23 protein-coding genes are annotated in these 25,558 nt (G+C 57.3%); 17 read left to right on the forward strand and 6 right to left on the reverse strand.

Annotated features, from left to right (window positions below; all coding sequences use genetic code 11):
- The first annotated feature begins 3 nt into the window (after positions 1 to 3).
- Positions 4 to 1,389 (forward strand): alpha-L-fucosidase, encoded by a 1,386-nt coding sequence (locus DFP98_RS08810; RefSeq protein WP_116060196.1) that lies wholly within the window; start codon positions 4 to 6, stop codon positions 1,387 to 1,389.
- A gap of 189 nt (positions 1,390 to 1,578) precedes the next feature.
- Entirely contained in the window at positions 1,579 to 1,836 is a 258-nt protein-coding gene (locus DFP98_RS08815; protein ID WP_116060197.1) for a hypothetical protein, read from the forward strand.
- A 186-nt stretch (positions 1,837 to 2,022) separates the two neighbouring features.
- On the opposite strand, the gene DFP98_RS08820 is transcribed toward DFP98_RS08815, so the two are convergent.
- The 3 genes from DFP98_RS08820 to DFP98_RS08830 are packed head-to-tail and all read right to left on the reverse strand — an operon-like array spanning position 2,023 to position 5,130.
- Positions 2,023 to 2,835 carry an alpha/beta hydrolase gene (locus DFP98_RS08820; RefSeq protein WP_116060198.1) on the reverse strand — a complete coding sequence of 271 codons (813 nt, stop codon included), beginning with the start codon at positions 2,833 to 2,835 and terminating at the stop codon, positions 2,023 to 2,025.
- Complete coding sequence (locus DFP98_RS08825; protein WP_116060199.1) at positions 2,832 to 3,884, reverse strand: ABC transporter substrate-binding protein; 1,053 nt, start codon at positions 3,882 to 3,884, stop codon at positions 2,832 to 2,834. Before DFP98_RS08825 ends, DFP98_RS08820 begins: the two co-directional genes overlap by 4 nt.
- Positions 3,885 to 3,924: 40 nt before the next feature.
- A complete protein-coding gene (locus tag DFP98_RS08830) occupies positions 3,925 to 5,130 on the reverse strand; it encodes a helix-turn-helix domain-containing protein (protein ID WP_116060200.1) in 1,206 nt (401 codons plus the stop codon).
- A 652-nt stretch (positions 5,131 to 5,782) separates the two neighbouring features.
- Here DFP98_RS08830 and DFP98_RS08835 point away from each other — a divergent pair.
- The 12 genes from DFP98_RS08835 to DFP98_RS08885 all read left to right on the forward strand — a co-directional run bounded on the left by DFP98_RS08835 (position 5,783) and on the right by DFP98_RS08885 (position 18,750).
- A complete protein-coding gene (locus DFP98_RS08835) occupies positions 5,783 to 6,244 on the forward strand; it encodes a flavodoxin (protein ID WP_116060201.1) in 462 nt (153 codons plus the stop codon).
- A 33-nt stretch (positions 6,245 to 6,277) separates the two neighbouring features.
- Complete coding sequence (locus DFP98_RS39000) at positions 6,278 to 6,442, forward strand: hypothetical protein (protein ID WP_181917576.1); 165 nt, start codon at positions 6,278 to 6,280, stop codon at positions 6,440 to 6,442.
- Between the two features lie 377 nt (positions 6,443 to 6,819).
- The gene (locus DFP98_RS08840; RefSeq protein WP_181917577.1) at positions 6,820 to 8,577 is read left to right on the forward strand and encodes a sensor histidine kinase; all 1,758 of its coding nucleotides are present in this window, start codon (positions 6,820 to 6,822) and stop codon (positions 8,575 to 8,577) included.
- Positions 8,556 to 9,590 (forward strand): response regulator transcription factor, encoded by a 1,035-nt coding sequence (locus DFP98_RS08845; RefSeq protein WP_116060203.1) that lies wholly within the window; start codon positions 8,556 to 8,558, stop codon positions 9,588 to 9,590. Before DFP98_RS08840 ends, DFP98_RS08845 begins: the two co-directional genes overlap by 22 nt.
- A gap of 216 nt (positions 9,591 to 9,806) precedes the next feature.
- On the forward strand, positions 9,807 to 11,486 hold the full coding sequence (locus DFP98_RS08850) for an extracellular solute-binding protein (protein ID WP_116060204.1): 1,680 nt from the start codon (positions 9,807 to 9,809) through the stop codon (positions 11,484 to 11,486).
- Positions 11,487 to 11,526: 40 nt separating this feature from the next.
- Positions 11,527 to 12,423, forward strand: coding sequence for an ABC transporter permease (locus DFP98_RS08855; protein WP_116060205.1), 897 nt, complete (start codon positions 11,527 to 11,529; stop codon positions 12,421 to 12,423).
- A gap of 16 nt (positions 12,424 to 12,439) precedes the next feature.
- Positions 12,440 to 13,321 carry a carbohydrate ABC transporter permease gene (locus DFP98_RS08860; protein ID WP_116060206.1) on the forward strand — a complete coding sequence of 294 codons (882 nt, stop codon included), beginning with the start codon at positions 12,440 to 12,442 and terminating at the stop codon, positions 13,319 to 13,321.
- Positions 13,322 to 13,352: 31 nt separating this feature from the next.
- A complete protein-coding gene (melA, locus tag DFP98_RS08865) occupies positions 13,353 to 14,651 on the forward strand; it encodes an alpha-glucosidase/alpha-galactosidase (RefSeq protein WP_116060207.1) in 1,299 nt (432 codons plus the stop codon).
- 201 nt (positions 14,652 to 14,852) lie between these two features.
- Entirely contained in the window at positions 14,853 to 15,836 is a 984-nt protein-coding gene (locus DFP98_RS08870; protein ID WP_116060208.1) for an aldo/keto reductase, read from the forward strand.
- 310 nt (positions 15,837 to 16,146) lie between these two features.
- On the forward strand, positions 16,147 to 17,145 hold the full coding sequence (locus DFP98_RS08875) for an ABC transporter ATP-binding protein (protein ID WP_116060209.1): 999 nt from the start codon (positions 16,147 to 16,149) through the stop codon (positions 17,143 to 17,145).
- Positions 17,142 to 17,963 (forward strand): ABC transporter permease, encoded by an 822-nt coding sequence (locus DFP98_RS08880; RefSeq protein WP_116060210.1) that lies wholly within the window; start codon positions 17,142 to 17,144, stop codon positions 17,961 to 17,963. Before DFP98_RS08875 ends, DFP98_RS08880 begins: the two co-directional genes overlap by 4 nt.
- A complete protein-coding gene (locus DFP98_RS08885; RefSeq protein WP_116060211.1) occupies positions 17,947 to 18,750 on the forward strand; it encodes an ABC transporter permease in 804 nt (267 codons plus the stop codon). Before DFP98_RS08880 ends, DFP98_RS08885 begins: the two co-directional genes overlap by 17 nt.
- On the opposite strand, the gene DFP98_RS08890 is transcribed toward DFP98_RS08885, so the two are convergent.
- The 3 genes from DFP98_RS08890 to DFP98_RS08900 are packed head-to-tail and all read right to left on the reverse strand — an operon-like array spanning position 18,747 to position 21,596.
- Positions 18,747 to 19,652 (reverse strand): helix-turn-helix domain-containing protein, encoded by a 906-nt coding sequence (locus DFP98_RS08890; RefSeq protein ID WP_116060212.1) that lies wholly within the window; start codon positions 19,650 to 19,652, stop codon positions 18,747 to 18,749. The genes DFP98_RS08885 and DFP98_RS08890 overlap by 4 nt on opposite strands.
- Positions 19,653 to 19,677: 25 nt before the next feature.
- Complete coding sequence (locus DFP98_RS08895; RefSeq protein WP_116060213.1) at positions 19,678 to 20,514, reverse strand: Gfo/Idh/MocA family oxidoreductase; 837 nt, start codon at positions 20,512 to 20,514, stop codon at positions 19,678 to 19,680.
- A complete protein-coding gene (locus DFP98_RS08900; RefSeq protein ID WP_116060214.1) occupies positions 20,511 to 21,596 on the reverse strand; it encodes a Gfo/Idh/MocA family protein in 1,086 nt (361 codons plus the stop codon). Before DFP98_RS08900 ends, DFP98_RS08895 begins: the two co-directional genes overlap by 4 nt.
- 398 nt (positions 21,597 to 21,994) lie before the next feature.
- Here DFP98_RS08900 and DFP98_RS08905 point away from each other — a divergent pair, with 398 nt between their 5' ends.
- The 3 genes from DFP98_RS08905 to DFP98_RS08915 all read left to right on the forward strand — a co-directional run bounded on the left by DFP98_RS08905 (position 21,995) and on the right by DFP98_RS08915 (position 25,554).
- Positions 21,995 to 23,629 carry an extracellular solute-binding protein gene (locus tag DFP98_RS08905; protein WP_116060215.1) on the forward strand — a complete coding sequence of 545 codons (1,635 nt, stop codon included), beginning with the start codon at positions 21,995 to 21,997 and terminating at the stop codon, positions 23,627 to 23,629.
- Positions 23,630 to 23,791: 162 nt separating this feature from the next.
- Entirely contained in the window at positions 23,792 to 24,697 is a 906-nt protein-coding gene (locus DFP98_RS08910) for an ABC transporter permease (protein ID WP_116060295.1), read from the forward strand.
- The gene (locus DFP98_RS08915) at positions 24,691 to 25,554 is read left to right on the forward strand and encodes a carbohydrate ABC transporter permease (protein ID WP_116060216.1); all 864 of its coding nucleotides are present in this window, start codon (positions 24,691 to 24,693) and stop codon (positions 25,552 to 25,554) included. The genes DFP98_RS08910 and DFP98_RS08915 overlap by 7 nt, the downstream gene beginning before the upstream one ends.
- Positions 25,555 to 25,558: the final 4 nt, after the last annotated feature.

The raw sequence follows: 25,558 nt of genomic DNA on the forward strand, positions 1-25,558 counted from the left end.
AAGATGGCGCAAGAAGAGCAGATTGTAGAGGCCGGGGTGCATCATTTCAGCAAGGAAGAGGAGTGGGTGAAACCGGAGGACCCGCTGCTGCTCGAACGGCTGGAATGGTTCAAGGATCAGAAGCTCGGCTTGATGATGCATTGGGGACCGTATTCGCAGCTTGGCGTGGTCGAATCGTGGGCGCTGAGCGACGAGGACGCGGATTGGTCGCGCGAAGGCATCGACTGGGAGACGGACGGCGAGAACCTCAAGCGCGAATATTTCGGACTTAATCGGACGTTTAATCCGATTCGGCTTCAGCCCGAAGCTTGGGCGAAGCTGGCGGCGGATTCGGGCTTTAAGTACCTGCTATTCACGACGAAGCATCACGACGGCTTCTGCATGTGGGATACGCATACGACGGATTACCGCGTCACAGGGCCGGACTGTCCTTTCCACGCACACAAGCATGCGGATATTTGCCGCGAGCTGTTCGACGCTTTCCGCAGCGAAGGCTTGGCGGTTGCCGCCTACTTCTCGAAGGCCGACTGGCACACGCCTTACTACTGGGCTCCGGGCATGGCCCGAGGGCAGACGACGTGGCGCGGTCCGTCCTACGACCCGGCCGAATATCCTTGGCTGTGGGAGCAGTTCGTACAGTTCACCCACGAGCAGATGAACGAGCTGCTGACGCGTTACGGCCGGATCGACGTGCTGTGGTTGGACGCCGGCTGGGTACGCTCCGGCGGCCGGGTGAGTCAGGATATACGGCTGGGCGAATTCGTGGAGCGCGCCCGGCAGACGCAGCCGTGGCTGCTGGCTGCCGATCGCACCGTAGGCGGTCCGTACGAGAACATCGTCACGCCGGAGCAAGCGATTCCGGATCGTCCGATGAACATTCCTTGGGAGAGCTGCATTACGCTCGGAACGTCTTTCTCCTTCCGTTACGAGGACGAATACAAGTCGACTCGCCGTCTCGTTCATATGCTGCTGGAGATCGTCTCCAAGGGCGGCAATCTGGCTCTGAACGTCGGCCCTCAGCCTGACGGCCGCCTGCCGGAAGGCGCGGTCAAACGGATCAAGGAGCTTGGCGCATGGCTGGAGCAGTACGGCGAAGGCATTTACGGAACGCGAATTTGCGATCCGTACTTCACGGGCGAGTGGGCGTTTACGAGCAAGGCGGACAATGTCTATGCCTTCAGGCTGTACCCGGATGAGCAAGCGCCGGTAACGGCGGAGCTGGTCATCCCGTATGCGCGGGAGGTCGTTGCCGTAGAGGAGTTGGGCTCGAAGCGGCGGCTGGAGTTCGAACGTTGCGGCGAAGGAATCAAGGTTCATTTGTCCGAGGCTGACGGCTGGGCGATTGGCGAAGCGCCGATCGCGCACGCATTTCGAATATTGACCCGTTAAGCAGAAGCAGGCGGACGGTTCGCGGAGTCTCTACATGAGATTGCGCGAACCGTCCGTCTCTACGTGTTTTATTGCACCAACATCCGCCGCCCTGGGCATGCGCACCTTCCTCCAACTGTCCAATCTTCTGTTGAATGTCTCTCATACGCTGTAGGGGAGTCAGAACATTTAACTAGGAGGCTGCGAAGGATGGAGGAAATGTATCACTTATGCCGACGTCATATCAACTGCAGAGTTAGGGTGCACACGCGCTGCGGGTGTTATGAAGGCGTGATTGTGAACGTGGATAGTGAGAACGTTTATTTAAGAACTTCCGGGGGCGACGGCATGCGAATCTCGGGAAAAGCGCAAATCTCGGGCTGGTTCGGTCCCGGATTCGGTCCGGGCTACGGGGCTGACATTTTGACGTTGTCGTTGTTTACGCTGCTGGCGATCGCCCTGATCTGACGGCTCTCTCGTTAAGCGGGTGTATATACCTCCTTCCGCTGCTATACGCTCCTGAAATCCGAATGGGGAAACCCGCGATAGGGTAATTTCAGGAGCGTATGAGGCAGTCTCCGGGAGGGATATACATCTTCTTTTTTATCGATCATCTTAAACCGGTCCGGCTGCCTCTTCGACTATCCCCGACACTCAACTCAGGCCGAACTTAACGACGCGGCTAATCGCCGCAGGAAGCACGCTGACGTGCTCCTCCTCGGGAAATTTGACGAACTCCGGACGGAAACCGCCGTTGTCGTCCTTGAACGGCTGAAGCTTGGCGAACAGCTTCTCCGCGTCTTCGACCATGTCGCTCAGTTCTTCGGCCCCGAGGGTGAACAGCAGGCGAACGGACGGAAGCCGGCCGTCGAAGCGGCGGACGAAGGCGTCGAATTGTTCCAGAATCGCGCCGTTGCCCCACCAGATCGACGGGCTTCCCGCTGCGTAGCGAGAGAACAGCGAAGGCTGCGAGAACAAGGCATGCAGCACGAACAGGCCGCCGAGCGAGTGGCCGAACAGCGTCCGCCTGGACGCATCGACCGGGAAGAGTCCGGCTATGAACGGCAGCAGATCATGTTCCAGAAAGTCCAGGAACAAGTCGGCCCCTCCGTTCTCCGGCCACGGTCTCCCGTCCGGTCTTTCCGGCAGCGTGCCTTCCTCGGCGGGCATCGTGAAATCGTAGCAGCGCCGGCTCATGTCGAAGGGCTCGCCGGACGGATAACCGATGCCGACGACGACGGCGGGATCGAAGCCGTGAGGCTTGCGCGTCTGCAGCCGCGTCGCCTCCGCCATTGTCAGGAAGGTAGCGTCCCCATCCAGCGCATAGAGGACCGGGTAGCCGCCAGGCGGAGGAGGCTCCGTCGGCATAGCGATTAGAATGCGGTATTCCCGTCCGTTTCTTTGCGCCAACAGTCGATGCTCTTCGCAATAATTGACGCTCAACGCGGAGCGCTTCACTTCGCTCATGGCGCCAGCAGCTCGACGACTTCATCGATGACGTTGCCGCCCGCGATCAGGCCGCCGTTCAGCCATGCGTCATTCGCGATCTTGAATACTCGATCTTCCTTAACCGCAGGAAGGTTCCTCCATAGCGGACTGCTCTCCAGCTCCTTCAGGAATGCGTCGCCCGTACCGGCATGGTTGGCGATGAAAATATAGTCCGCATCCAGCTCCGGCAGCATCTCCAGCGACAAATCCGCGCTGCTCTCCTTCTCGACGAACTTAATCTTGCCAAAGCCCAAATCCTGGGCCAACACGTAACCGCCGTAATAATCTCCGCCCATCAGGAAGATGCCTCTATCGTTCATGCGGATGATTACGGCTTTTTTTCCTTCCGCCACCGGAGCCAGCTTGATTCGCGCCTCCTCAACCTTACGCTGATAATCGCTCAGAGCTTGCTCAGCTTCCTGCGACTTGCCTAATAGCTCGCCGAGCTTGCGCAGGGAGCCGTTAAGATCGGAGGAGGATTGCTTAAACGCATAGGTCGGCGCAATTTTCGCGTACTGCTCGTATACGCCGTTATCCGCATAATACGAGTTGCCCAGCACGATAAGGTCCGGTTTGTACGAGGCGACGACCTCGGGAGTAGGCAGCCCTGCGGAGAAATCCGCCTTAGCTACGTCGCCGAGCTGTTCCTGCAAGTATACGGGCACGATGTCTCCGTTGGCCCATTGGGCTGTCGGCTTGACGCCTAGCACGAGCAGCGAATCTTCCATGCCGGGAGCGAAAATCTTTACGGGAACGGCAGGCAGCTTCACCTCGTGTCCCAATTCGTCCTGGAAGGTTTGGGGATATGCAGGTGCGGCTGAAGGCTCGGCCGCTGGGGAAGGGACGCTTTCGGACGACGAGGATGCCGTTACCTCCGGGGAGGAAGCGGCGACGGATGAGCCTGCAGGTTCGGAGCTGTTGCTGGAGCTGCAGGCGGTCAGCAAGCCGGCGACGAGCAGCGCGCCAAGCGCGGAAAGCAGGCCGATTCTCCCGAGCCGGGCAGACAAATTGCGATAACTGGAAAACACGGAAATCCCCCTCTAAATGATAATCATTCTCACCAAATGATTATAATTCAGAGCGTCTCCCGTCTCCATGGACGTATTCCAGATCGTCGTTTGGACATTTTCCGGTAAACATCATCAGCATTTCATTCAACATGCGATTAATCGAGAAGGCGGAATACTCGAACCAGGGATCGGATGGTATCGAATAAACCCGGCCGCCGCTCACCGCGGCAAGAGTGCGCCATTCCGCCGAATGTTGAAGGGCCAGCCAGGCCGTCCGCGTCTCGTCGTCCGGACAGACCAGCAGCAAAATGCGGTCGGGATTAAGGCTTTTAAGCTGCCGGAGACTGATTTTTTCATTATACACATCGGCTTTCAGGCAAGCGGCGCGGAGCTGCAGGTCGTGGTAGACGACATCGCGAATCCCCCGATTGCAGTAGAGATAAAAGTTGTTCCCGCATAAACGCAGGACGACGAACGTATCGCGGCCGACCGCTTGACCGACGAGCTCGCGCGCTTGCTCGGCTTTGCGGCGGTAAGCGGTTATCCAGGCCTCGCAGCGTCCTTGGGCGTCCAGAAACTCGGCGATCTGACGAAGCTGGACCTCCCAGCCGAGCTGACGATCCGGTACGAACAGCGGGAGGGAGCGCCGTTCAAGAGCCGCCAGCAGGCGCGGGCTTCTCGGCTGTTCATAGCCGATCACAGCGTCGGGCCGGCCTCTCAACAGTGCGTTGTCGGCGTCCGTCGCATCCATTTCCCCTTGCTTGAGATGAATCGAAATACGGGAATAGTAGGTGTGATAGTAATAGGGAGTCCATTTGGCATCAATCGGGGCGGCGACCGGAACTATTCCGAGCGCAAGCAAGTATCCGACGGAAGACGGGGACAGGGCGGCGATCCGTCTTGTTGCGCTACGCGTGTAGGCGGAAGGGGGAACCCCTACTTCCTTTTTGAATTTGCGGCTGAAATAAAACTCGTCGGCGTAGCCGACTTTGCGCGCGATGTCGCGCAGCAGTCCGTCCGTGTCGCGTAAATAGCGTTTGGCCTGACTGATTCGAACTTCCGTTACATAGTCGGTTACGCTTTGGCCGAACTGTTTTTTGAACAGCTCTCCGAAATATTTGGGACTGAGCGACGTCATGCCGGCCAGCTGTTCCAGCGTTAACGGCTCGTCGTAATGCTCGGCCACGTATTCGCGAATTTTCTCAAGAGAGCTCCGTACTGAATCCGCCGCCGCATCGCTGTCCGCGTGTTTCAAGAGGCTCATATTCTTTTCTCCTTGAATGAGAATGATTATCATTTATTTCGCATTATAGATGATTAAGGGGAGCTTTGCAAAGCAGACTTTATTGTGCCGATTGCGTTTCACACCCGACAACTCCTGATTCGAAAATCCAATCTAAGCGCTGCGACGGGGGAGATCGGCTATTTTCCGCTGGGAAAAGCCGGTTGGACGTCAATACGCTAAAGCGGAAAATCGATCTTAAATTTGCGAAATGAGCCATTTTGAAAAAAATAGAGTGGATTTTCCAGCTTAAATTCGAAAAAAGCCGATTTTCCGAAAAATAAAGCGGGTACTCCGCTTTAATCCCGCCGAATCTGCCCGATAGCTGAAATTAAAGCGGGAAACCCGCCTTGTTTACCATGAGGTATCGGGGACGCCTGCGCATTATCGACAAGTCACTCCGCCAGCTTTGCTCATCTCATCCTAACGCTGCGAAATTTAGCCATGCACTGTGGAAAAAGCTTATCAATCAATATTGACAATGATAATCATTATCACTTATGATATTACCGAGAAAGCCAGACTTGAGGATACGCATTGCACCAAAGGCACCCATTCCTTTCGGAATACTATAGACACCTACAACGTGATGCTGCTTTGGAGGCGGCGGACGGCAAGAGAGGAGACTGCGGCTTTGGCGGACATCGTTCTGATCTACGCGAGCATGACGGGCAACACGGAGGAGATGGCCGATGCGATCGCTGCAGGCATCCGTTCGGAAGGCGGCGAAGTCGTCGTCAAATCGGTGATGGATGCCAATGCCTCCGAGTTGGAGAGGTACGACGCCGTTCTGCTCGGAGCGTATACGTGGGGAGACGGAGAGCTGCCCGACGAGTTTCTGGATTTTTACGAGGAGATGGACGACATCCGGTTGACGGGACGCAAAGCGGCGGTTTTCGGATCTTGCGATTCCTGTTACCCGGAATACGGCGCAGCGGTGGACCTGTTGATCAACAAACTGAGGGAGACGGGGGCGGATGTAGTGCTGCCCGGACTGAAAGTGGAATTGTCTCCTTCGACGGAGGAGGCGGAAACGTGCAGACGGTTCGGAAGCGAGTTCGTCAAGCTTGCCGCAAGCGGAGCTGCCCGATCCTGACAACGATCTTTAACGATAAAGGAGGAGCAAGTAATGGGTTTATTGTATAAAATCTATCAGTCCGTCCAGATCGACCGCGAGCCGGACGAAGACGACTTGGCCGGGAGAGCGGGAACGTTCGCCCCGGACGAACTTCCGGTTTCGCTGCTGCAACTGCTGGCGAATCCCGTCGGCGGAGCCGCAGGCCGGAAGGACTGAGCGGACACAATCAATCATGACGGGGGCTGCCCGATAAGCTAACCGAGTTGCTGTGAAAGATAATCGATGCTAAAGGTGCAAGGGGTATGTACCTCCTTCCGATGCTATACACTCCCGAAATCTGAATGGGGAAACCCGTGACAAGGTGATTTCGAGAGCGTATGAGGCATCTACAGGAGGTACATACCCCTTACTTTATTGATCGATTATCTCAAGCAACTCTGCTTATGGAACAGCCCCTTCCGTCTGCTTAACGTCGTATCTCCGTATCTCCGTATCGTACTCCCCCCAATTCCATAAAATGACCGAACCACGCCCGCGGACGCATGAGCTATAATGGGAGGAATAAGCATCTGCCGCCAGGGGAGGTCCGCATCATGAATACCGCGCTGCGCCGCATGCCGTTTCGCTCCCTCAGATCAAAGCTCGCGCTGCTGCTTATTCTCGCCGCAGCCATTCCGATCGTGCTGATCGGCTACATTTCTTACAGATGGATCTATATCGTTCAGACGGAAAAAATAGAAACCGAATGGGTCGAGAAAGCCGAGCGGGAGCGGGACGAGTTGGAGCGCAAGCTGGAGGAGCTGGCTCGAGTCTCGCAACTGCTGGACGTCGAAGGAGGAATCGGCCGCGAGGTCGTGCGCTTTATCTCCAGCGGCGATTCCTACGAGCGCTCCATGCTCTATCGCGATATTACCGATTCAATCGCCAACGTCAATTTCTCCAATCCGAATCTCGGAGCGATGTTCTTCTACGCACCTCAGCTGGAGGAGCCTCTGCTATTCCCCAACTTGACCGGCCCGATCTCGTTCTCACTGGAAGTGTTAACCCCGTTCTACAAACAGAAGGCGTTTACGTATTACGGCCCGCATTTTTCCAAGGCTGAGGAAAGGGATGGGGAGCCGGTGTTTTCCTTGCTGCGAAAGTTGGACTATGGGCAGGGGAAGTTTCTGTACGCCTACATCGAGACGGGAATCGGCGGGCTGGAATCGCTGTTCGAGACGGAGCCGAGGGGCGATTCGGGCAGAGCTTTTCCCGTGTACCATGCGCTTGTCGGCCCCGACGGCCGCGTCGTATACGGCAATTTTCGTGCGGAGACCGAAATCGTCGGAAAACCGTTCCGGCAGCCCGCGGGACAGTACCAGACGTTCCGGGCGGAGGGCAGGCACGGCTGGACGCTGTACCAGCTTATTCCCAGATCCGACTACGATAGGGAGATGAACAAGTGGCTGAAGCAATTCGCGCTGTTCGCTTCGCTGTCGCTGCTTGCCGGCATATCATTGGCCTGGCTGATCTGGCGTATGGTCTATCGGCCGATCCGGATCATTAACCGCGAAATTTCCAGGTTCAGCTACAATCAGACGCCTGCGAAGACGGCGGCTACCGGGCTTCCCGAGTTTGATCGCATACTCGACAATTTTCAGGCGATGGGGAGGCGCATCGCCGAGCTGATTCTCGATATCGAGGACAAGGAGAAGCGCAGAGGTCAGCTGGAGGTCGAGAAGCTGCTCGTGCAGATCAACCCTCATTTCCTGCACAATACGCTAAATACGATTCAATGGCTCGCGCGCATTCAAGGACAGGCTAATATCGCCACGCTCGTATCGGTGTTTACGCGGGTACTGCACTATAATCTCGGCAAAAAAACGATCATCGTAACCGTACGCGAAGAAGCCGATGCAGTCCGCGACTACATCGAGCTGCAAAATATTCGTTACGACCACATTTTCAACGTGCGCCTGGATATCGGCGAGGATGCGCTCGACATTCCGATTCCGAGGTTTATTTTGCAGCCGCTCGTGGAGAACGCGCTTTATCACGGCTTCGACGGAGACGAGGTTGGCGCGATCGACGTGACGATCTCTAGGGAAGACAGGACGCTATTGCTGCAGGTTAGCGACAACGGCAAGGGCATTCCGGACGACAAGCTTGCCGACATGCTGGAAGCGAGCGGCGACCGCAAATCCGGGCTCGGTATCGGTCTGCGCTACGTGAAGCAGATGCTATCCGTCTATTACGGCGAGGAGGCGACGCTGACGATGGAGAGTGCGCCAGGCGAAGGCACGCGCGTGACGATTCGGCTGCCGGACGAGATGAAGGGAGGGGACCCGTCATGGACAAGATCAAAGCGCTGATCGTGGATGACGAAAGCTTGGTTCGCAAAGGGCTCAGGCTGATCGTCCCGTGGGAGACCTACGGCATAGAGCTTGCGGGAGAAGCGGCGACTGCGGAGAAGGCGCTGGATTTCGTCCGCAGGGAGCCGGTCGATCTGCTGCTGGCGGATATTACGATGCCGGGCATGTCGGGGCTGGAACTGACCAAGCTTCTGCAGCGGGAGCATCCCGGCATCAAGGTCGTCATTCTGACCTGCCATCAGGATTTCGACTATATTCAGGAAGCGCTTCGCCTCGGAGCGATCGATTATATCGTAAAAACCCAGCTGGAAAACATGGATATGAACGCCGCGATGGAGCGGATCAGCAGGACGGTTCGAGAAAGCAGACGGGTCGAGCCTGTAACCTCCACTCGGCCTATCGAGGCTATGCGCCGATTCGCGGAGTTGTCCGCTGGAGTCGGCTGGATCGCGGAAGAAGCCGGCTTTGCTGCGATGGGGGCGACATTGCGCGATGCGGACGTCGACGGAGGAGCCGAGTTGAGCCGGACGCTGGAGGCCGCCGTCGAAGGCTGGCGGCTGAGATTGCCCCAATTCGTATGGGAGGAGCACCCGTTGCCGGAGCAGGGCGCGCTTCCTTCATGGCTGGAGCGGCTGCGCGATGCGATACTGCGCTGGCTTCGCCGCTCCCAATATTCGGAGGACGTCATCCAGGCAATTCTCAAAGCCGTCGACCGCATCGCCGAACGTCCGGGGAGCCACGAGAGGCAGGGAGAGATCAGCCAAAGCGTCAATCTGAGCAAAAGCTATTTCAGCACCTGCTTCCGCGACATTACCCGCATGACGTTTACGCAGTTTCTTCAGCATATTAGCGTCTACGCGGCGCGGGACATGCTGCTGCAGACCAACTATCCGGTGTACATCGTCGCCGAGAAATGCGGATTCGCGGACCAGCGCTATTTTAGCAAAATGTTCAAGGAGCAGACGGGTCTGCTTCCGTCCGAATACCGGCAGCAGTTTGCGGATCGGGCTTAACGAAGGAAGAGGAGCAGCCTCCGGGACGGAACGGGGAGTCGCTCCTTTTTCGCTTACACGGGAATACGATCCGAAATCGGTAGGACGACGATTCGGGGAACGATAAGAGCCCGGATAATTCTCCTACAAGACGCGGAAAAGCCTCGCTCACACCGGCTTCGGGCCGCTTGCTATAATGACGAAGAAGCTAAGTCAACGCAAAGGGGAGCCATTCGCATGAACCTTAAACAAGGAATATCGGCTATTACCGCTTCCGCTCTGCTGCTCTCGCTGTTGTCCGCATGCAGCGGCGACAACGGCGGCAGCCCGTCCGGGGAGTCAAGCCCCGCGGCAAGCTCGCCGAACGCTTCGGCATCAGCCTCGGCCTCTGCTCCGGCCGATCCGCTCGGCAAATACGAGTCTCCGATTCGGGTATCGGCCGTTCGGGCGATTTCGGAAGGGATGAAATTCAACGAAGGCGAGTCCATCGACAATAACGTCTGGTCGCGCGCCTACGAGAGCGAGCTGGGCATCGCCGTCGACTATCTGTGGACCGCGCCGGCGGCGCAATACGACCAGAAGCTGAACATCGCGATCGCGACGGACGATCTGCCGGACATCATGCCGGTAAACGCCTCGCAGCTCAAGCGTCTCGTTCAGGACGGACAGGTCGAGGATCTGACTGCGGTCTATGAGCAGTACGGCTCCGATTTTACGAAAAAGATTATGAACGAGGACGGCGGGAACGCGCTGAAATCCGCCACCTTCGACGGCAAGCTGTATGCGCTGCCAAGCATGAGCTCCGGTCTCGGCCAGACGCATGTGCTGTGGGTACGCACCGATTGGCTGGAGAAGCTGGGCCTGCCCGAGCCGAAGACGATCGACGACGTGGTCGCGACCGCCGAGGCCTTCGTTGCGCGTGATCCGGACGGCAACAGCAAGGCCGATACGTACGGACTGGGCATCAACAAGGACATTTTCGGCTTTTACGCCGGTATGGAGGGCTTCTTTAACGGCTTCCACGCTTATCCGAACATCTGGGTGAAGGACGAAGCGGGCAAGCTGGCTTACGGAAGCGTCCGGCCGGAGACGAAGGCGGCGCTGGCCAAGCTGCAGGAGATGTACAAGAACGGATGGCTCGACAAGGAATTCGGCACGAAGGACGCCTCCAAGGTGAACGAATCGGCGACCTCCGGCAAGCTCGGCCTGTTCTACGGTTTCTTCTGGAACGTAGGCTGGCTGCAGGACGCGAAGAACGCCAATCCCGACATGCAGTGGAAGGCGCTGCCGCTTCCGTCGGCGGACGATCAGCCGGCCAAGGCGCAGGTGCCGTTCGCAATCAGCAAGTACTATGTCGTGAAGAAGGGCGCGAAAAATCCGGAGGCCGCCGTCAAGCTGCTGAACTTCGGCTTGGAGAAGCTGTGGGGAGCAAGCGCGCAGCCTGACGTATACAACGTGGACGGCAACGGACTTGCGCTGTTCGACTATGCGCTGCTGTACGGAGAGGCGCCGCGCAAAAATCTGGACGCGCATCTGCACGTCGTTCAGGCGCTCGACGCGAACGATCCGTCCAAGCTGAACGCGGAGGAGAAAGGGTACTACGACAACATCGTCGCTTACCGGGGCGGAGACAACAGTCTGTGGGGCAATGAGCGCATGTACGGAGAGGAAGGCTCGCTGGCGGCGATCAACGGCTACGAGACGAACGGTTTCCTGATGGACGACGCCTATTTCGGCGCTCCGACGCAGGGAATGACGGACAACAACGCCACGCTGCAGAAGCTTCAGCTTCAAGCGTTTACCCGCATCATTATGGGCGGTTCGATCGACGAGTTCGACGATTTCGCGGCTCAGTGGAACGATCTGGGCGGAGGAACGATTACCGGGGAAGTAAACGAGTGGCAGGCGTCGCGCTAAGGCGGACGCTTAGGCTCGGCAAGGAAGAGGCGGATAACGCATGAAAAGCAGAAGCTTCCGGGAACTGCCTTTGCATTTGATGATTTTGCCGGGATTCGTGCTGGTGTTTATCTACAGCTATATTCCGATGGCCGGAATCATAATGGCATTCGAACGGCTCGTGCCTTCCAAAGGAATGTTCCTGTCTCCTTGGGTCGGCTGGCAAAATTTCGAATACATGCTGCGCATGCCCGATATCGCCCGAGTGCTGGGGAATACGTTTCTGATTGCGGCAATGAAAATGACGGCGGGTATCGTCGTTCCGGTGACGTTCGCGCTGCTGCTGAACGAGGCGAAAAATCGGCTGTTCAAACGCAGCATTCAGACGATCGTGTATTTCCCGCATTTTCTGTCGTGGGTCATTCTGAGCGGTATTCTGATCGACATCTTGTCGCCGTCCGAGGGGATCGTGAACGGTCTGCTGGGCTGGCTCGGACTGCCTTCGGTATATTTTCTCGGCAATCCCGGCTGGTTCCCGTTCACGATGGTCGTCTCCGATACGTGGAAGGAATTCGGCTATGGCACGATCGTCTATCTGGCGGCGCTGGCGGGCATCAACCCGGCGCTGTACGAGGCGGCGGAGATGGACGGAGCGGGGAGAATCCGCCAGACGTTAAGCGTAACGCTGCCCGCCCTGCTGCCGATCATCGTGCTGATGTCGGTGCTTAGCCTCGGCAACGTGCTGAATGCGGGCTTTGATCAAATTTTTAATCTGTACAGTCCGCAAGTGTACAAGACCGGGGACATCATCGATACGCTGGTGTACCGGATCGGCATCGAGAATGCCAACTACGGCGTGGCGACGGCGGTCGGACTGTTCAAATCGGTCGTATCGTTGGTCATGGTCGGGGCGTCCTACATGCTCGCTTATCGACTGACGGGTTATCGGATTTTCTAAGAGAGGAGGAAACGTCATGGCTCGGGCTTCTACTGGCAGGAAGCTGTTCGTCGTGTTCAACTATTTGTTTCTAGCGGCGACGGCAGCCGCTTGCCTGCTTCCCCTGCTGAACGTGCTGGCGATTTCCTTCAGCTCCAGCTCGGCCGTCGCCGCGGGGGAGGTTACGCTGTGGCCGGTCGATTTCAGTCTGAAGTCGTATGCCTTCGTCATCGGCAAGCCGGAGTTCGGCGACGCGTTCCTGATTTCCGTGCTGCGGGTCGCGGTCGGGATGCCGCTGAACATGCTGCTGACGATTCTCGTCGCATACCCGTTGTCCAAAGAGCGAAAGCATTTTCGCTTTCGCAATGCGTACGCCTGGTATTTCGTGCTGACGATGCTGTTCAGCGGCGGACTGATTCCCTGGTTTATGACGATCAAAATGACGGGAATTATCGATACGTTCTGGGCGCTGATTTTGCCGGGCGCGGTTCCTATTTTCAATGTGATTCTGCTGCTCAACTTTTTCAAGTCGCTGCCGGACGAGATCGAGGAGGCGGCCGAGATCGACGGGGCGGGCCGTTGGCAGGCGCTCTGGCGCATCGCCGTTCCATTGTCGGCTCCCGCAGTCGCCACGCTGACGCTGTTCTGCATCGTCACGCACTGGAACTCGTGGTTCGAGGGACTGATTCTCATGAACAGGCCGGAGCACTATCCGCTGCAGAGCTATTTGCAGACCGTCATCGTCGGTCGCGATATGGCGCTGATGACGGCGGCCGACGTTGCCAGATGGGCGGAAATTTCCGATCGTACGTCGAAGGCGGCGCAGGTGTTCGTTGCGATGCTGCCGGTGCTGCTCGTCTATCCGTTCCTGCAGAAGCATTTTGCCGAAGGGATCGTCATGGGCAGCGTGAAAGGATAAAAATACAATAGATGGGGAGCGGAGAGAAACGATGCTGAAAATCGCCTTTATCGGAGCGGGCAGCACCATATTCGCCAAAAACGTGCTGGGAGACTGCATGCTGACGCCCGCCTTGGCGGATGCGCATCTCGCTTTGCACGACATCGACCTGCAGCGGTTGAAAGAATCGGAGACGATGCTGCAAAACTTGAACGCCAATCTCGGCGGCCAAGCGACGGTTAAAGCGTATGCCGACCGCCGTGAAGCGTTGAAAGGCGCGACCTATGTCGTCAACGCGATTACGGCCGGAGCTTTTGAGCCGTACATTATGGGAGATCACGAGATTCCGCGAAAATACGGGATCAAACAGACGTATGCGGACACGCTCGGCGTCGGCGGCCTGATGCGGGCGCTGCGAACGGCAGGCCCGATGCTGGAGTTTGCGAGGGATATGGAGGAGCTGTGTCCCGACGCCTGGTTTCTGAACTATACGAATCCGATGGCGATCCTGACAGGGGCGATGCTGCGGGGAACGGGCGTCAAAACGGTAGGGCTGTGCCACAGCGTGCAGGTGTGCGCAAGCGAACTGCTCGAAGGGCTCGGCATGAGCGCCGAAGGCGTGCGCTGGCGTATCGCCGGCATCAACCATCAGGCTTGGCTGCTAGACATTACTCGCGGCGGCGAGGACCTGTACCCGGAGATCAAACGGCGGGCGGCTGAGCGGTCGGGTCCTCACGACGATAGGGTCCGTTACGAGATGATGAACACGTTCGGCTATTATGTGACGGAGTCGAGCATGCATAGCGCGGAATATGTGCCTTATTTTCTCAAGAGCGCCTATCCGGAGCTGCTCGAACGCTACAACATCCCGACGGAAAATTACAAAGGCTGGGGCGGCAGCAGACAGCAATATTGGGACAAGGTGATGAACGAGCTGGTGAACGACCGGTCAATCTCGCATGTGCGAACGCACGAATACGCTTCTTACATCATGGAAGCGATGGAGACGAACGTGCCTTTCTCGATTGCCGGCAATGTGCTCAACACCGGCGGCCTCATCTCCAACCTGCCGGAAGAGGCTTGCGTGGAGGTGCCTTGTCTCGTGGACGCCAACGGAATTACGCCGACTCGCTTCGGTGCTCTTCCGCCGCAGCTTGCCGCTTTGAACCGGACCAACGTCAATATGCAGCTGCTGGCGGTAGAGGCGGTGCTGACGGGCAAGAAGGAGCATGTCTACCATGCCGCGCTGCTCGATCCGCATACGTCCGCCGAGCTGCCGATCGACCGGATCAAGGCGCTCGTCGACGAATTGCTGGAGGCGAACCGTCCGATGCTTCCGGACCTGCATTAAGCGCAGCTCCATTCGATGCCAACGGGATTGTCCGCAAGGGCTCGGATCGATGATGATCCGGGGCTTGGGTCGATCCCGTTTTGCGCGTATTCGCGAGAGGATCGGATATTCTATTTTGCCGGCGACGGGAGAGGCGAGAATGATATAATCATAGAAACGCTAATATAGAAATCCGTATAAGTTGGAAGGAGCTTGCCGCCAATGAAAATGAAGACGATCACTCGCACCGATCTCGTCGCATCCGTCATCAGCCTGGGAACCGCCGATCTTGGAGCTTCCGTTCCGGAGAAGGAATCGGAGGAGCTGCTGAATCTGTATACGGATCGCGGAGGCAACTTTCTGGATACGGCCGAAGTGTACGCCAACTGGCTGCCTATCGAGCCTAGCAGCAGCGAAAGGTTTCTCGGAAAATGGATGAAGTCGCGCGGTAACCGCAACGACCTGATCGTCGCCACGAAAGGCGGACATCCGCGGTTGGAGACGATGACGGTCCCCAGAATCACTCCTGCGGATATGACCGCAGATCTGGAAGGCAGTCTGCGCCGATTGGGCACCGATCATATCGATCTATACTATTTGCACAGAGACGATCCTACCGTTCCGGTAGAGACGATCGTAGAGACGTTGGAGCGGTTCGTCCGCGAAGGCAAAATCCGTTATTACGGTTGCTCGAACTGGACGATCGCGCGCGTCGAGCAGGCCAACGAATACGCTGTCGGCAAAGGCTATACCGGCTTCGTTGCCGTGCAAAATCTGTGGAATCTGGCGGAGATCAATCCGGGCGCGATCCCGGACCCGACGCAAGTCGTCACCGACGCGGAGTTCGTCGAATGGCATCGCCGCACCGGAATCGCGGCCGTTCCGTACAGCTCGCAGGCGAACGGTTTTTTTAGCGGTAAGCATCGCCGGGAGACGGCGGCGGAATTGTCCGGCAGCGGAGTCGGCCGCTCTTACTATAACGAGACGAACTTCGCCCGTCTGGAACGGACCGAGCGGCTGGCCCGCGAACTCGGCTCTACCTCGACGCAGGTTGCGCTCGCTTATTTGCTGGCCCATCCGTTCCCGGTATTCCCGATCGTCGGCTGCAAGAAAAAGGAGCATCTGCTGGACAGCTTGTCCGCGGCGGACCTCGCGATCGATTACGACACGGCCGCGTCGCTTGTCGACGGCGGGAACGCGTATTGATGAGGGAATGACGGTCGCCTCGATGGGTCTTCGAAGAGGAACAAACAGGAGATGAAAATGGGAGATAAAAATGTCTTGCCATTCTCTGCGAGTCAAGGTACAATCTAACATCAAACGGAAGGGCTTCTAGGGAGCCGGGAGTCTGGCGCGCAACAGCGCCGAACTCGCCGAACCGAGCGAAGCCGGTTGCGGCTCGCGCCGCATTACACCGCGAGGGATAAAAGACCTTGGGCAAGTTCCGCTGCATTGCGGCGGGACTGGCCAGAGGTCTTTTTTGCTTTACCGAAGCAGAGGGGAGAAGGGGATTGCGATGCTGGCGTTGCAAACGAGAAAGCTGGGCAAAACGTTTCGCGTAAAAAGAAAAGCGGCCGGGCTGTCCGGAAGCTTCCGGGCGCTCTGGAAGCCGACGTGGGAGACGAAGGAAGCGGTGCGGGGCATCGATCTGGACGTAAGGCAGGGGGAGACGGTCGCTTTCCTCGGCCCGAACGGAGCGGGCAAATCGACGACGATCAAGATGCTGACCGGCATTTTGCATCCATCTTACGGGGAGGCGGAGGTGCTCGGCTTAACGCCCTGGAAGGAGCGCGAACGGCTCGCCTTCCGCATCGGCACCGTGTTCGGGCAGAAGTCGCAGCTCTGGTATCACCTGCCGCCGATCGATACGTTCGAGCTGATCGGCCGCATCTACGAGTTGAAGCGCAGCGATTACGGGCAGCGCAGGGACGACCTGATCGAGCGCTTCGAGCTCGGCCCTTATTTGCATACGCCGGTACGCAAGCTGTCCCTCGGAGAACGCATGCGCTGCGAGATCGCCGCCTCGTTCCTGCACCGGCCGCAGCTGCTGTTCATGGACGAACCGACGATCGGGCTGGACGCCGTCGTGAAGCAGCGTATCCGGGAGCTGATTCGCGAGCGGAACCGCGAGGAGGGTACGACCGTATTTCTGACCTCGCACGATGCCGGAGACGTCGAGTCGCTCTGCTCGCGGGCCGTCGTTATCCATCACGGGGGCGTATTGATCGACGAGCCGGTGGAACGGATGAAGCGGGAGGTGCTCAGCCGCAAGCTCGTCACGCTGAAGCTGGCAGAAGGCTTCGATGCGGCGGCGCTGCCGGATATTGAAGGCGCCTGCTGGGAGAGCCGCGGGGGGAGCTGTCGCTTAGCCGTCGATCTGAAGCTGACGACGATCGAGCGCGTGCTGGGGCACTTGCTCGGGCGCGTCGGCTTTACGGATGTGAACGTCGAGGACCCTCCGCTGGAGGAGATCATCAAGCATATTTACGGGATGAGAGAGGAGGCGGAGCGATGATCGAAGAGAGCGGCAGCCGCTGGGCGGCGGCAGGGCGCAAAGCGGCCGCGGTCGGCCGCATCGCCTTTCGTCATCAGCTTGCTTACAAGACCGATTTTGCGATGCGCGGCTTCTTCCTGCTGTTTATCCTGTTCGTCTTCATCCAGCTTTGGTCGGCGGCCTATGGCGGCGATTACGAGCTCGCCATCTCCGGCTTCACGCTGAAGCAGATCGTCTGGTACCTCGTCTTCACCGAAGCGCTGACGATGGCGGCTCCGCCGCTATGCTCCCGCATCGAGGAGGAGGTGAAGAACGGCGACGTCGCAATCCGGCTTATTCGGCCGCAATCGTATGTCGGCTATCACTTCTCGGTGTTCGCGTCCGAAGCGCTGACCCGTTTCGCCGTACATCTGCTCGTCGGCAGCGCCATCGCCTGGCCGTTCGTTGGCCCGCCGGCTTTCGGCCTAGGCTGGCTCGGACTGCTGGCGCTCAGCGTCGGAGCGCTGACGGTTACGTTCCTGCTGCTGATGCTGGTCGGATTGTGCGCCTTCTGGGTGGAGGAGACGAGCGGCTTGTATTTCGTCCTGCAGAAGCTGCAATTTACGATCGGCGGCATGCTGCTGCCGATCGATCTGATGCCGGAATGGCTGCAGCGGATTTGCGCTTGGCTGCCGTTCCAGGCGGCGCTGTATTATCCGGCGAAAATGGCCGTGCACTTCGATGCGGCGCTGCTTGGCCGACAGCTTGCCATTCAAATCGGCTGGATCGTATTGCTTGCGTTGGCGGTGAGCCGAATGTATCGGAGAGGGGTGACGAAGCTTCATGTCAATGGGGGATAAAGGGCTGGCGAACATCCGCTTCGTCTGGACGTGCTGGAAGCTGAATCTGGCCTCGGCTATGGAATATCGGCTCAGCTTCCTGCTCTTGGCGGGGATGATGTTCGTGAACAATACGATCTGGCTGTTTTTCTGGGGACTGTTTTTCAATCGGTTTCCCATCGTGCAAGGCTGGGAGCTGCACGACGTTATGATGCTGTGGGCGGTCAGTACGGGAGGCTTCGGCTGGGCCGCGATGCTGTTCGGGAACTTCAGCCGAATAGCGGGCATCGTGGCGACGGGCCAACTGGACGTGCAGCTGTCGCAGCCGCGGCCGGTACTGCTCAGCGTGCTTGTCAGCCGCTGTTCGGTAACGGCGGCGGGAGATTTGCTATTCGGGGTCGCCGTCTACCTGATGGTTGGGGATACGTCGCTGCGAGGCCTGCTGCTCTTCGGGCTGGCCCTTCTGATCAGCGGAGCGCTGTTTATCGCGGTGATGGTGCTCGCCGGCTGCTCCGCCTTCTGGATCGGCCATGCGGAAGGGATGACGCAGCAGCTATTCCAAAGCTTTATTGCCCTGACGACGTATCCGTCCGATATTTTTCGCGGCGTCGTGAGGCTTGCGCTGTTCTCGCTTGTGCCGGCCGGTTTTATCAGCTATATGCCGATCGGCCTGCTGCGCGATTTCGATCCGCTCTTCGCCGCAGGAGCGGTCGGAATGGCCTGCGGTTTGACGGCAGCAGCCGCGCTGCTCTTCCGTCAAGGCCTGCGCAGATACGCTTCGGGCAACGCCATCGCCATGCGAAGCTAGCTGTCCGAAGAACCGGAACGCAGCTTGGCGACGTAATGCGATGGAGGATAGCCCATTACCCGCACGAATGCTTTATTGAAGGATTGCGGCGTTTCGTAATTCAGGCGTTCCCCGGTCTCCTTGACGGTCAGGTCGCCGTAACGCAGCAGCTCCAGCGCTTTCTCGATTTTCTTCTGATTGATGTAGCGCTGCAGCGTCATGCCCGTCTTCTGCTTAAACGTTCGTGACAAATAAGTATAGCTGTAATTGAGCTCCTCGGAGATTTCCTTGATGCTGGTCAACTCGAACAGGCGATTCTCGACATAACGGATGACGCGGTAGACCGTGTGGCCGACCGAGGGAGCCGTTATGTTCGGCGCATAGGGAGAGAGCTCGCCCGTCTCGGTAAACGTGCGGTACGCCAGCACGAGAATTTGCTCCAGATAGCCGCGAATCATCGTGTGGGAGCCGGGACGGGCGGAATAAAACTCGTCGATATTACGCTTAAAAGGGATGAGCAGATTGTAGGGATCGCGGGCATGACGGTAGGGCGCGGATTGAAAATAGGACCCGATCTCGGAGAAGATGGCGTCGGCCTTCTCGTTGAAACGGAATCCCATGTAGACGTAACGAAGCATGCTGGCAGGATCTGCCGAGATTGCATGCACGTGCCCGACGGCGTTTAAGAAGATATCGCCTTCCGCGACGGGAATCAGAGTATCGTCGATGCGAAAATACCCTTTGCCGGACACGATGCAGCTTAATTCGAGACACATTTGGTTATGAGGCGCAATCTCGTAGCCGCCCTGGCAGCTGATTTCCCCGATCTGATACAGCTCGATGCCGCCGTATACCGCCATTTCCGGCTCGAACACATTATCGAAGTGAAACAGACAGCCTGCATCCCGATTTTCGTTCTCCATCCCCAGCGCCTCGATCCGTGTGAAGTTAGCGGGGGAGGTCGAACCAGCGATAAGGCTCGCGAGCGGCCAGCAGGCCGGCTTCGATAATCGAGACGACGGCGATCGTCTCCGCCGAGTTAACCGGCGTTTCCCCCGTACGGAAAAATTGTACCAGACTCGCGATGAATCCGGCAAAGAAATCCGCTTCCGCAGTCGCGCTGACGGACGAACCCGCGCTATGCTGAACGGTGAGGCGAAACGGGCTATCCTGCAGCAAATGGATCGAAGCCTGTCTGCCGCCGGAGAAGCCGATCAGCAGCGCCGGGGCCGCCTCCGTGCCGATGAACATGACCCGCTCGGCTTCGGGGCCCATCAGGGCGACGACCGGTTCGATCTGATGAACGGCATAGTTGGAGAAGCGGCCCGGTCCGACGCTGCAGATCGCATCGATCGGGCGACCGGCGGCTTCGGCATATTCCGGGGCGAAGCGCAGAGCGGATGACGAGAAGAGCGGCGTTCCGTGCTGCTCGGCTTTCCGGAAGATGCGCATTGCCGCGGCCCGGTCGGGCGCGAACGTCTTGTCGACATATACGGGCTTGCCGGACATGGCGGGCAGTTCCGCTAACGCTTCGTGAAACTCCGGGTTGTCCGGGGACAGCACAATGAGACAGTCGCTCCGCTCGACGACGGCTTCGATGGACACAAGCCGTTCGATGCCCATTTTCTCGCACCAGACGTCATTGGTCAGTCCGCCATCCTTATCCCTCAGGCCATAGGCGTATGCGACCTTCATCGTTCCTCCCGACGCTTGCTCGATCCATGTCGGGTACTGATTCGCATGCCATTCGTCCAGGAAATAATCGATAAAGCCGATTTTGATCATCCTTCGATTCGACCGCCTTCCGCCTGCAGTGCGATTTCGCCGCGTTGCTCCGAAGAGTCGTAGATTGCCTGAATAATCTGGGACGAAAGAATGACGGTATCGATATGAGAGGCCAGCTTCTCTCCGGTGCGTACACAGCGCAGGAAGGCGTCGATCTCGTTCTGGAACATATCCTCCTGCTTGAGCTTAAGCTTCGTCTCGGACAGCGCTCCGTCCTTCGTGCCGTATACGATAAAGTCTTGGCCGTATTGAAGCCGGATGCCGGCCTTGTCGCCGAGAAAGTCGATGAACATTTCTTCGACGCCGATGTTCTGGGCCCATGCGCCGTTAAGCGAAATCGTCGGTCCTTCCGTGCGGATCAGGCCGGTAACGAAGTCGTCCACGTCATAGGTGCCGGACGGATTCGGCGGCCCCGCCCACATATTGGTGTAAGCATAGCCTGCAATATCGCTTCCCAGCTTGCTGTAAGCCTGTCCGGACACGGTCACCGGACGGGGATCGCCTGCGCAGTACATCACGATATCGAGAAAATGCACGCCCCAGTCGATCAGCGCGCCGCCGCCGGCGACCGCCTTCGTCGTAAAGGCGCCGCCGAGTCCGGGAATCGAGCGATGAGAACGGAAGCTGACATAGACATGGTACAATTCGCCGAGCTCGCCGGCTTCGATCATCCGCTTGATCGCATTGACGTTGGCGTTAAAGCGATTGACGACGCCGATATTCAGCGTTGTGCCCGCGTTGTGCTGCGCCTGCTGCATCGTGAGCGCTTCCTCGTAGGTACGCGCGGCCGGCTTCTCGCACAGCACATGCTTACCCGCCTGCAGGCAGGCGATGGAGATCGGGGCGTGCAGATGGTTCGGGGTGCATACGGATACGGCCTCTACCTCGGGATCTTCCAGAATGATTCGATAATCGGAGATGGCCGTTCCGCAGCCGTTGGCGAGCACCGCTTGCTCGGCTCTGGCGAGGTCGATGTCGCAGAAATATTTGATCTCTGCGTCGGCGTTGTTCATATAAGCTTTAATATGCGCATTGCTGGCGATTGCGCCGCAGCCGATAATGGCCGCTTTGATTTTACTCATTCGTAATCCCTCCGCATGTTGTTGGGTATGCGTTCATTGTCCGGCGAACGACGTCGGAAAACAAGGCGGGAATTCGACTATTCGCTTATCCGAATTTGCCTTCGCGAACGATTTGAGATATAGAGCTGCCTCATGCTCGGAGCAATGGAAAGAAGCTGCTCTCGCTATTCATGAAAGCGGTGTTATAATGGGATACATGATTATTTTCCACTGCTTTATCATTTTCCACACGGCTTGAAGCCTTGATAAATAAGGGTTTTCTTATTTTCTGCAACAATGAAGACTTTGAAATTCCGCACTTTGTGAAAACGCTTTATTTACGAAAGCGGAGATTAGGCCCTAGCATTTGGGATGCCAGACCAAACTACGCCACATCAAATTCTGGGGAGGAAAAACAAATGACAAGAAAGCTATGGGGTCTCGTGCTTGCGGTCTCGTTGACGCTAACCGTGTTAGCCGGTTGCTCGGGCAACGATGCGGGCAATAACAAGGGAGCCGGACCGAGTCAATCGGCCCCCGCTTCCACGGAAGCGAGCGGATCGCCCGAAGCGTCATCCGCGCCGTCGGCGAACGATTACGGGGACACCGGAGGCTTGACGCTGCCGCTTGTGGATAAGCCGACTACGATCGACTGGATGCTTGTAAGCGAGTTTCCGGCCAACGACAAGCTGATTGCCAAAGAGATCGAGAAGCGCACGGGCATTAAGGTCAATCTGATCACGGTCTCGCCGACAACGTATCCGGATAAGCTGAGAGTGACGATCGCCTCCGGCAAGCTCCCGGACATTTTCCACGGGCTTAACCCGGCGGAGTTAAAGAAGCTCGGCCAGCAGAAGGCCGTCGTGGCGATCAACGACTATGCGGATATGCTGCCGAACTTCAAACGTTTGTACATCGACGAGAATCCGTGGATCGTGAAATCGTACGGCGACGAAAGCGGCAAGCTTTACTCCTGGCCGATCTACAAGATGAACCGGGCCGTCAACCACGGGATGATGTTCCGCAAGGACGTTTTCGAGAAGAACGGCATCCCGGAATGGACCGATACCGAGAGCTTCTACCAAGCTCTTAAGAAATTGAAGGAAGTTTATCCCGATTCCTATCCGTTCGCTTCCAAAAACAAGGAATATATTTTCAAAAGCTTGGCTTATGGCTGGGGCGTCGGAGGCACTAACTATCCGGCATACTACGACGAGAATGCGAAAGAGTGGAAGTATGCGGCCATCCAACCCGAGCACAAAGAGATGCTCGATTTCCTGAAGAAGCTTTATAACGAAAATCTGCTTGATCCCGAGTTTCTGACGGATACGCCGGACTCCTGGACCTCAAAAATGACGTCGGACAAATCCTTCGTCACCTACGACTGGATTGGCCGAATGGAACTGTTCCGCAATCAGGTCGGCGCGCAGAATCCCGATTACGATCTTCGCTACGGACTGCCGATCGGACCGACGGGCCGTACGCTGACTTTGCCGGAAACCGATATGAGCCTAAGCATCACCGTGGCTAACGGTCCTAAAAAGGAAGTCGCGCTGAAGCTGCTCGATTACTTGACCAGTCCGTCCGGTGCCGCGCTGGTGACGTTGGGCGTAGAAGGCGAGACATTTAACTTCGACGCGAACGGCAAGCCGGTTTATCCCGAGCTCGCCGATGTGCCGAACGTCGATATTAAAGTGCTGGATGAGCGCTACGGCCTCTGGCTGGAAGGGATGTATCTGGCGCCGGACCATCGCAGCGTCTACTACAACCTGACCGAAAGAGAGCAGGAGGCGCAGGACAAGATCATCAAGGACAATCGCTTCGAGCCGCTTGATCCGGTGCTGAATTTCACCGACGACGAGATTGCGGCCATCGCCGAAATTCAAGTGTCGCTGGAGAAGTCGGCTCAGGAATTCAACGCGCGCTACATTCTTGACAAGTCCCACGGCGAGAGCCAGTGGGAGGACTGGAAAAACAACGCGGTCAAGCTGGGTACGACGAAGCTGATCGACATCTTTAACGAAGCGCAGAAGCGCTTCGACGCCGCCAAGTAACCGCCGGACCCGGAGAGCGCATCAGAGTTCCGTTGCGGCGCCCGGACGCAGAGACGTCCGGGCGCCGCAATCGAAGACAGGAGGAATCCGCCCGTGCGGAATACTAACGCGGAGGCCGTTCGTCAGATTCGCCAGCCGGACGCCCGTACGTTCCGAGCGCGAATGTCCGCGACGGCCAAACATCTTGCAAGGGATAAACAATTGTTCGTGCTTTTTATCCCTTGTCTCATTTTTTACGCGATGTTTAGATACGGCCCGTTGTACGGCTTAATTATCGCATTTAAAGACTACAACGTTTTTACGGGAATACTGGACAGTCCATGGGTCGGCTTCAAGCATTTCGAACGCTTCTTTGCCAGCCCGGATTTCTTCGTCCTGTTTCGCAATACGCTGCTGCTCGGACTGCTGACGATGATCTGCGCATTTCCGTTTCCGATTCTGCTCGCGGTCATGTTGAACGAAGTTCGTCTGTCGTGGTTTAAGCGCACGATCCAAACGGCCAGCTATTTGCCTACCTTTTTGTCGGTCGTCATCATCAGCAGCATGATCATCGATTTCCTCTCGCCGAATAACGGTTTGATTAACCGGGTCATTCAAGCATTTGGTTTTCAAGCCAAATATTTTCTGATCGATCCGGACTGGTTTCGCCCCATCTATGTGATGTCGGAAATCTGGTCGACGACGGGCTACGAGGCGATCATCTACCTTGCGGCGATCTCGGGGATCAGTCCGACTCTGTACGAAGCGGCCAAGGTGGACGGAGCCAGCCGCATGCGGATGATTCGCCACATTACGCTGCCCGGCTTGCTGCCTACAATGCTGATTATTCTGATTCTAAAGACAGGCTCGGTCATTCGCGTCGGCTATGAGAAAGTGCTGCTGCTCTATAATTCGATGACCTACGAGGTGGCGGACGTGTTCTCGACGTATGTGTATCGCAAAGGGCTTCTGGAGTCCAACTATAGCTTCGGCGCCGCCGTAGGCATGTTCGAGGCGGTCGTGGCAATGACGCTGCTGCTGGCGGCGAACTATGCGAGCAAACGGCTTGGAGGCAACGGCATATGGTAGGACAACGCAAATGGTCGCCGTTCGGCATCTTTAACGGTCTGGTTCTCATCGCGGTAGCGGTGGCTACCCTCTACCCTATCTTGTATATTACGGCTGTTTCGTTAAGCGATACGGCGAGCGTCACGCAAGGAAAAGTGTTTCTGTGGCCAAAAGGTTTTAATCTGAGCGCTTACGCGCAGGTGCTGACGGACAACAAAATTCCGCGTGCTTATCTGAATACGATCTATTATACTTCTCTAGGCACGTTTCTTAATTTGCTGTTTACGGCGATTGCCGCCTATCCGTTGTCGCAGCCGCAGTTTTTCGGGCGCAAGTGGTGGATGCTCGCCATTGTCGTTACCATGTTTCTGCAGCCGGGCATTATTCCGAACTTCTTGATCGTACAGAAGCTGGGCTTGCTCGACACCGTATGGGCGCTTGTGCTGCCCAACGCCATCTGGACGTTCGAGCTGATCATTCTGAAAAGCTTCTACGAGAGCATGTCCAAGGCGATTCGCGAGGCCGCGCTGATCGACGGCGCGTCGGAATATCGGATTTTGTTCAACATCGTCATTCCTTTGGCCAAGCCGGCCCTGGCGTCCATTGGCTTGTTTTACTTCGTCGGGCACTGGAACAGCTTCTTCATCCCGATGATTTATTTGAACGATCAGACGATGCATCCGCTGCAGGTCGTGCTGAGGGGAATGCTGATTTTCAGCGAGGGCAATACGGCAAGTCTGGTGGACGCGGCCGCTCTGGCGCCGCAAGCGTTGAAGAACGCGACCATCGTCCTATCGATGATTCCCGTGCTGATGATCTATCCGTTCGCGCAGAAATATTTTGCCAAAGGCGTCACGCTGGGATCGGAGAAGGGATAAACGG

Source organism: Cohnella phaseoli (assembly GCF_003386235.1).
Classification (GTDB): Bacteria; Bacillota; Bacilli; order Paenibacillales; family Paenibacillaceae; genus Cohnella; species Cohnella phaseoli.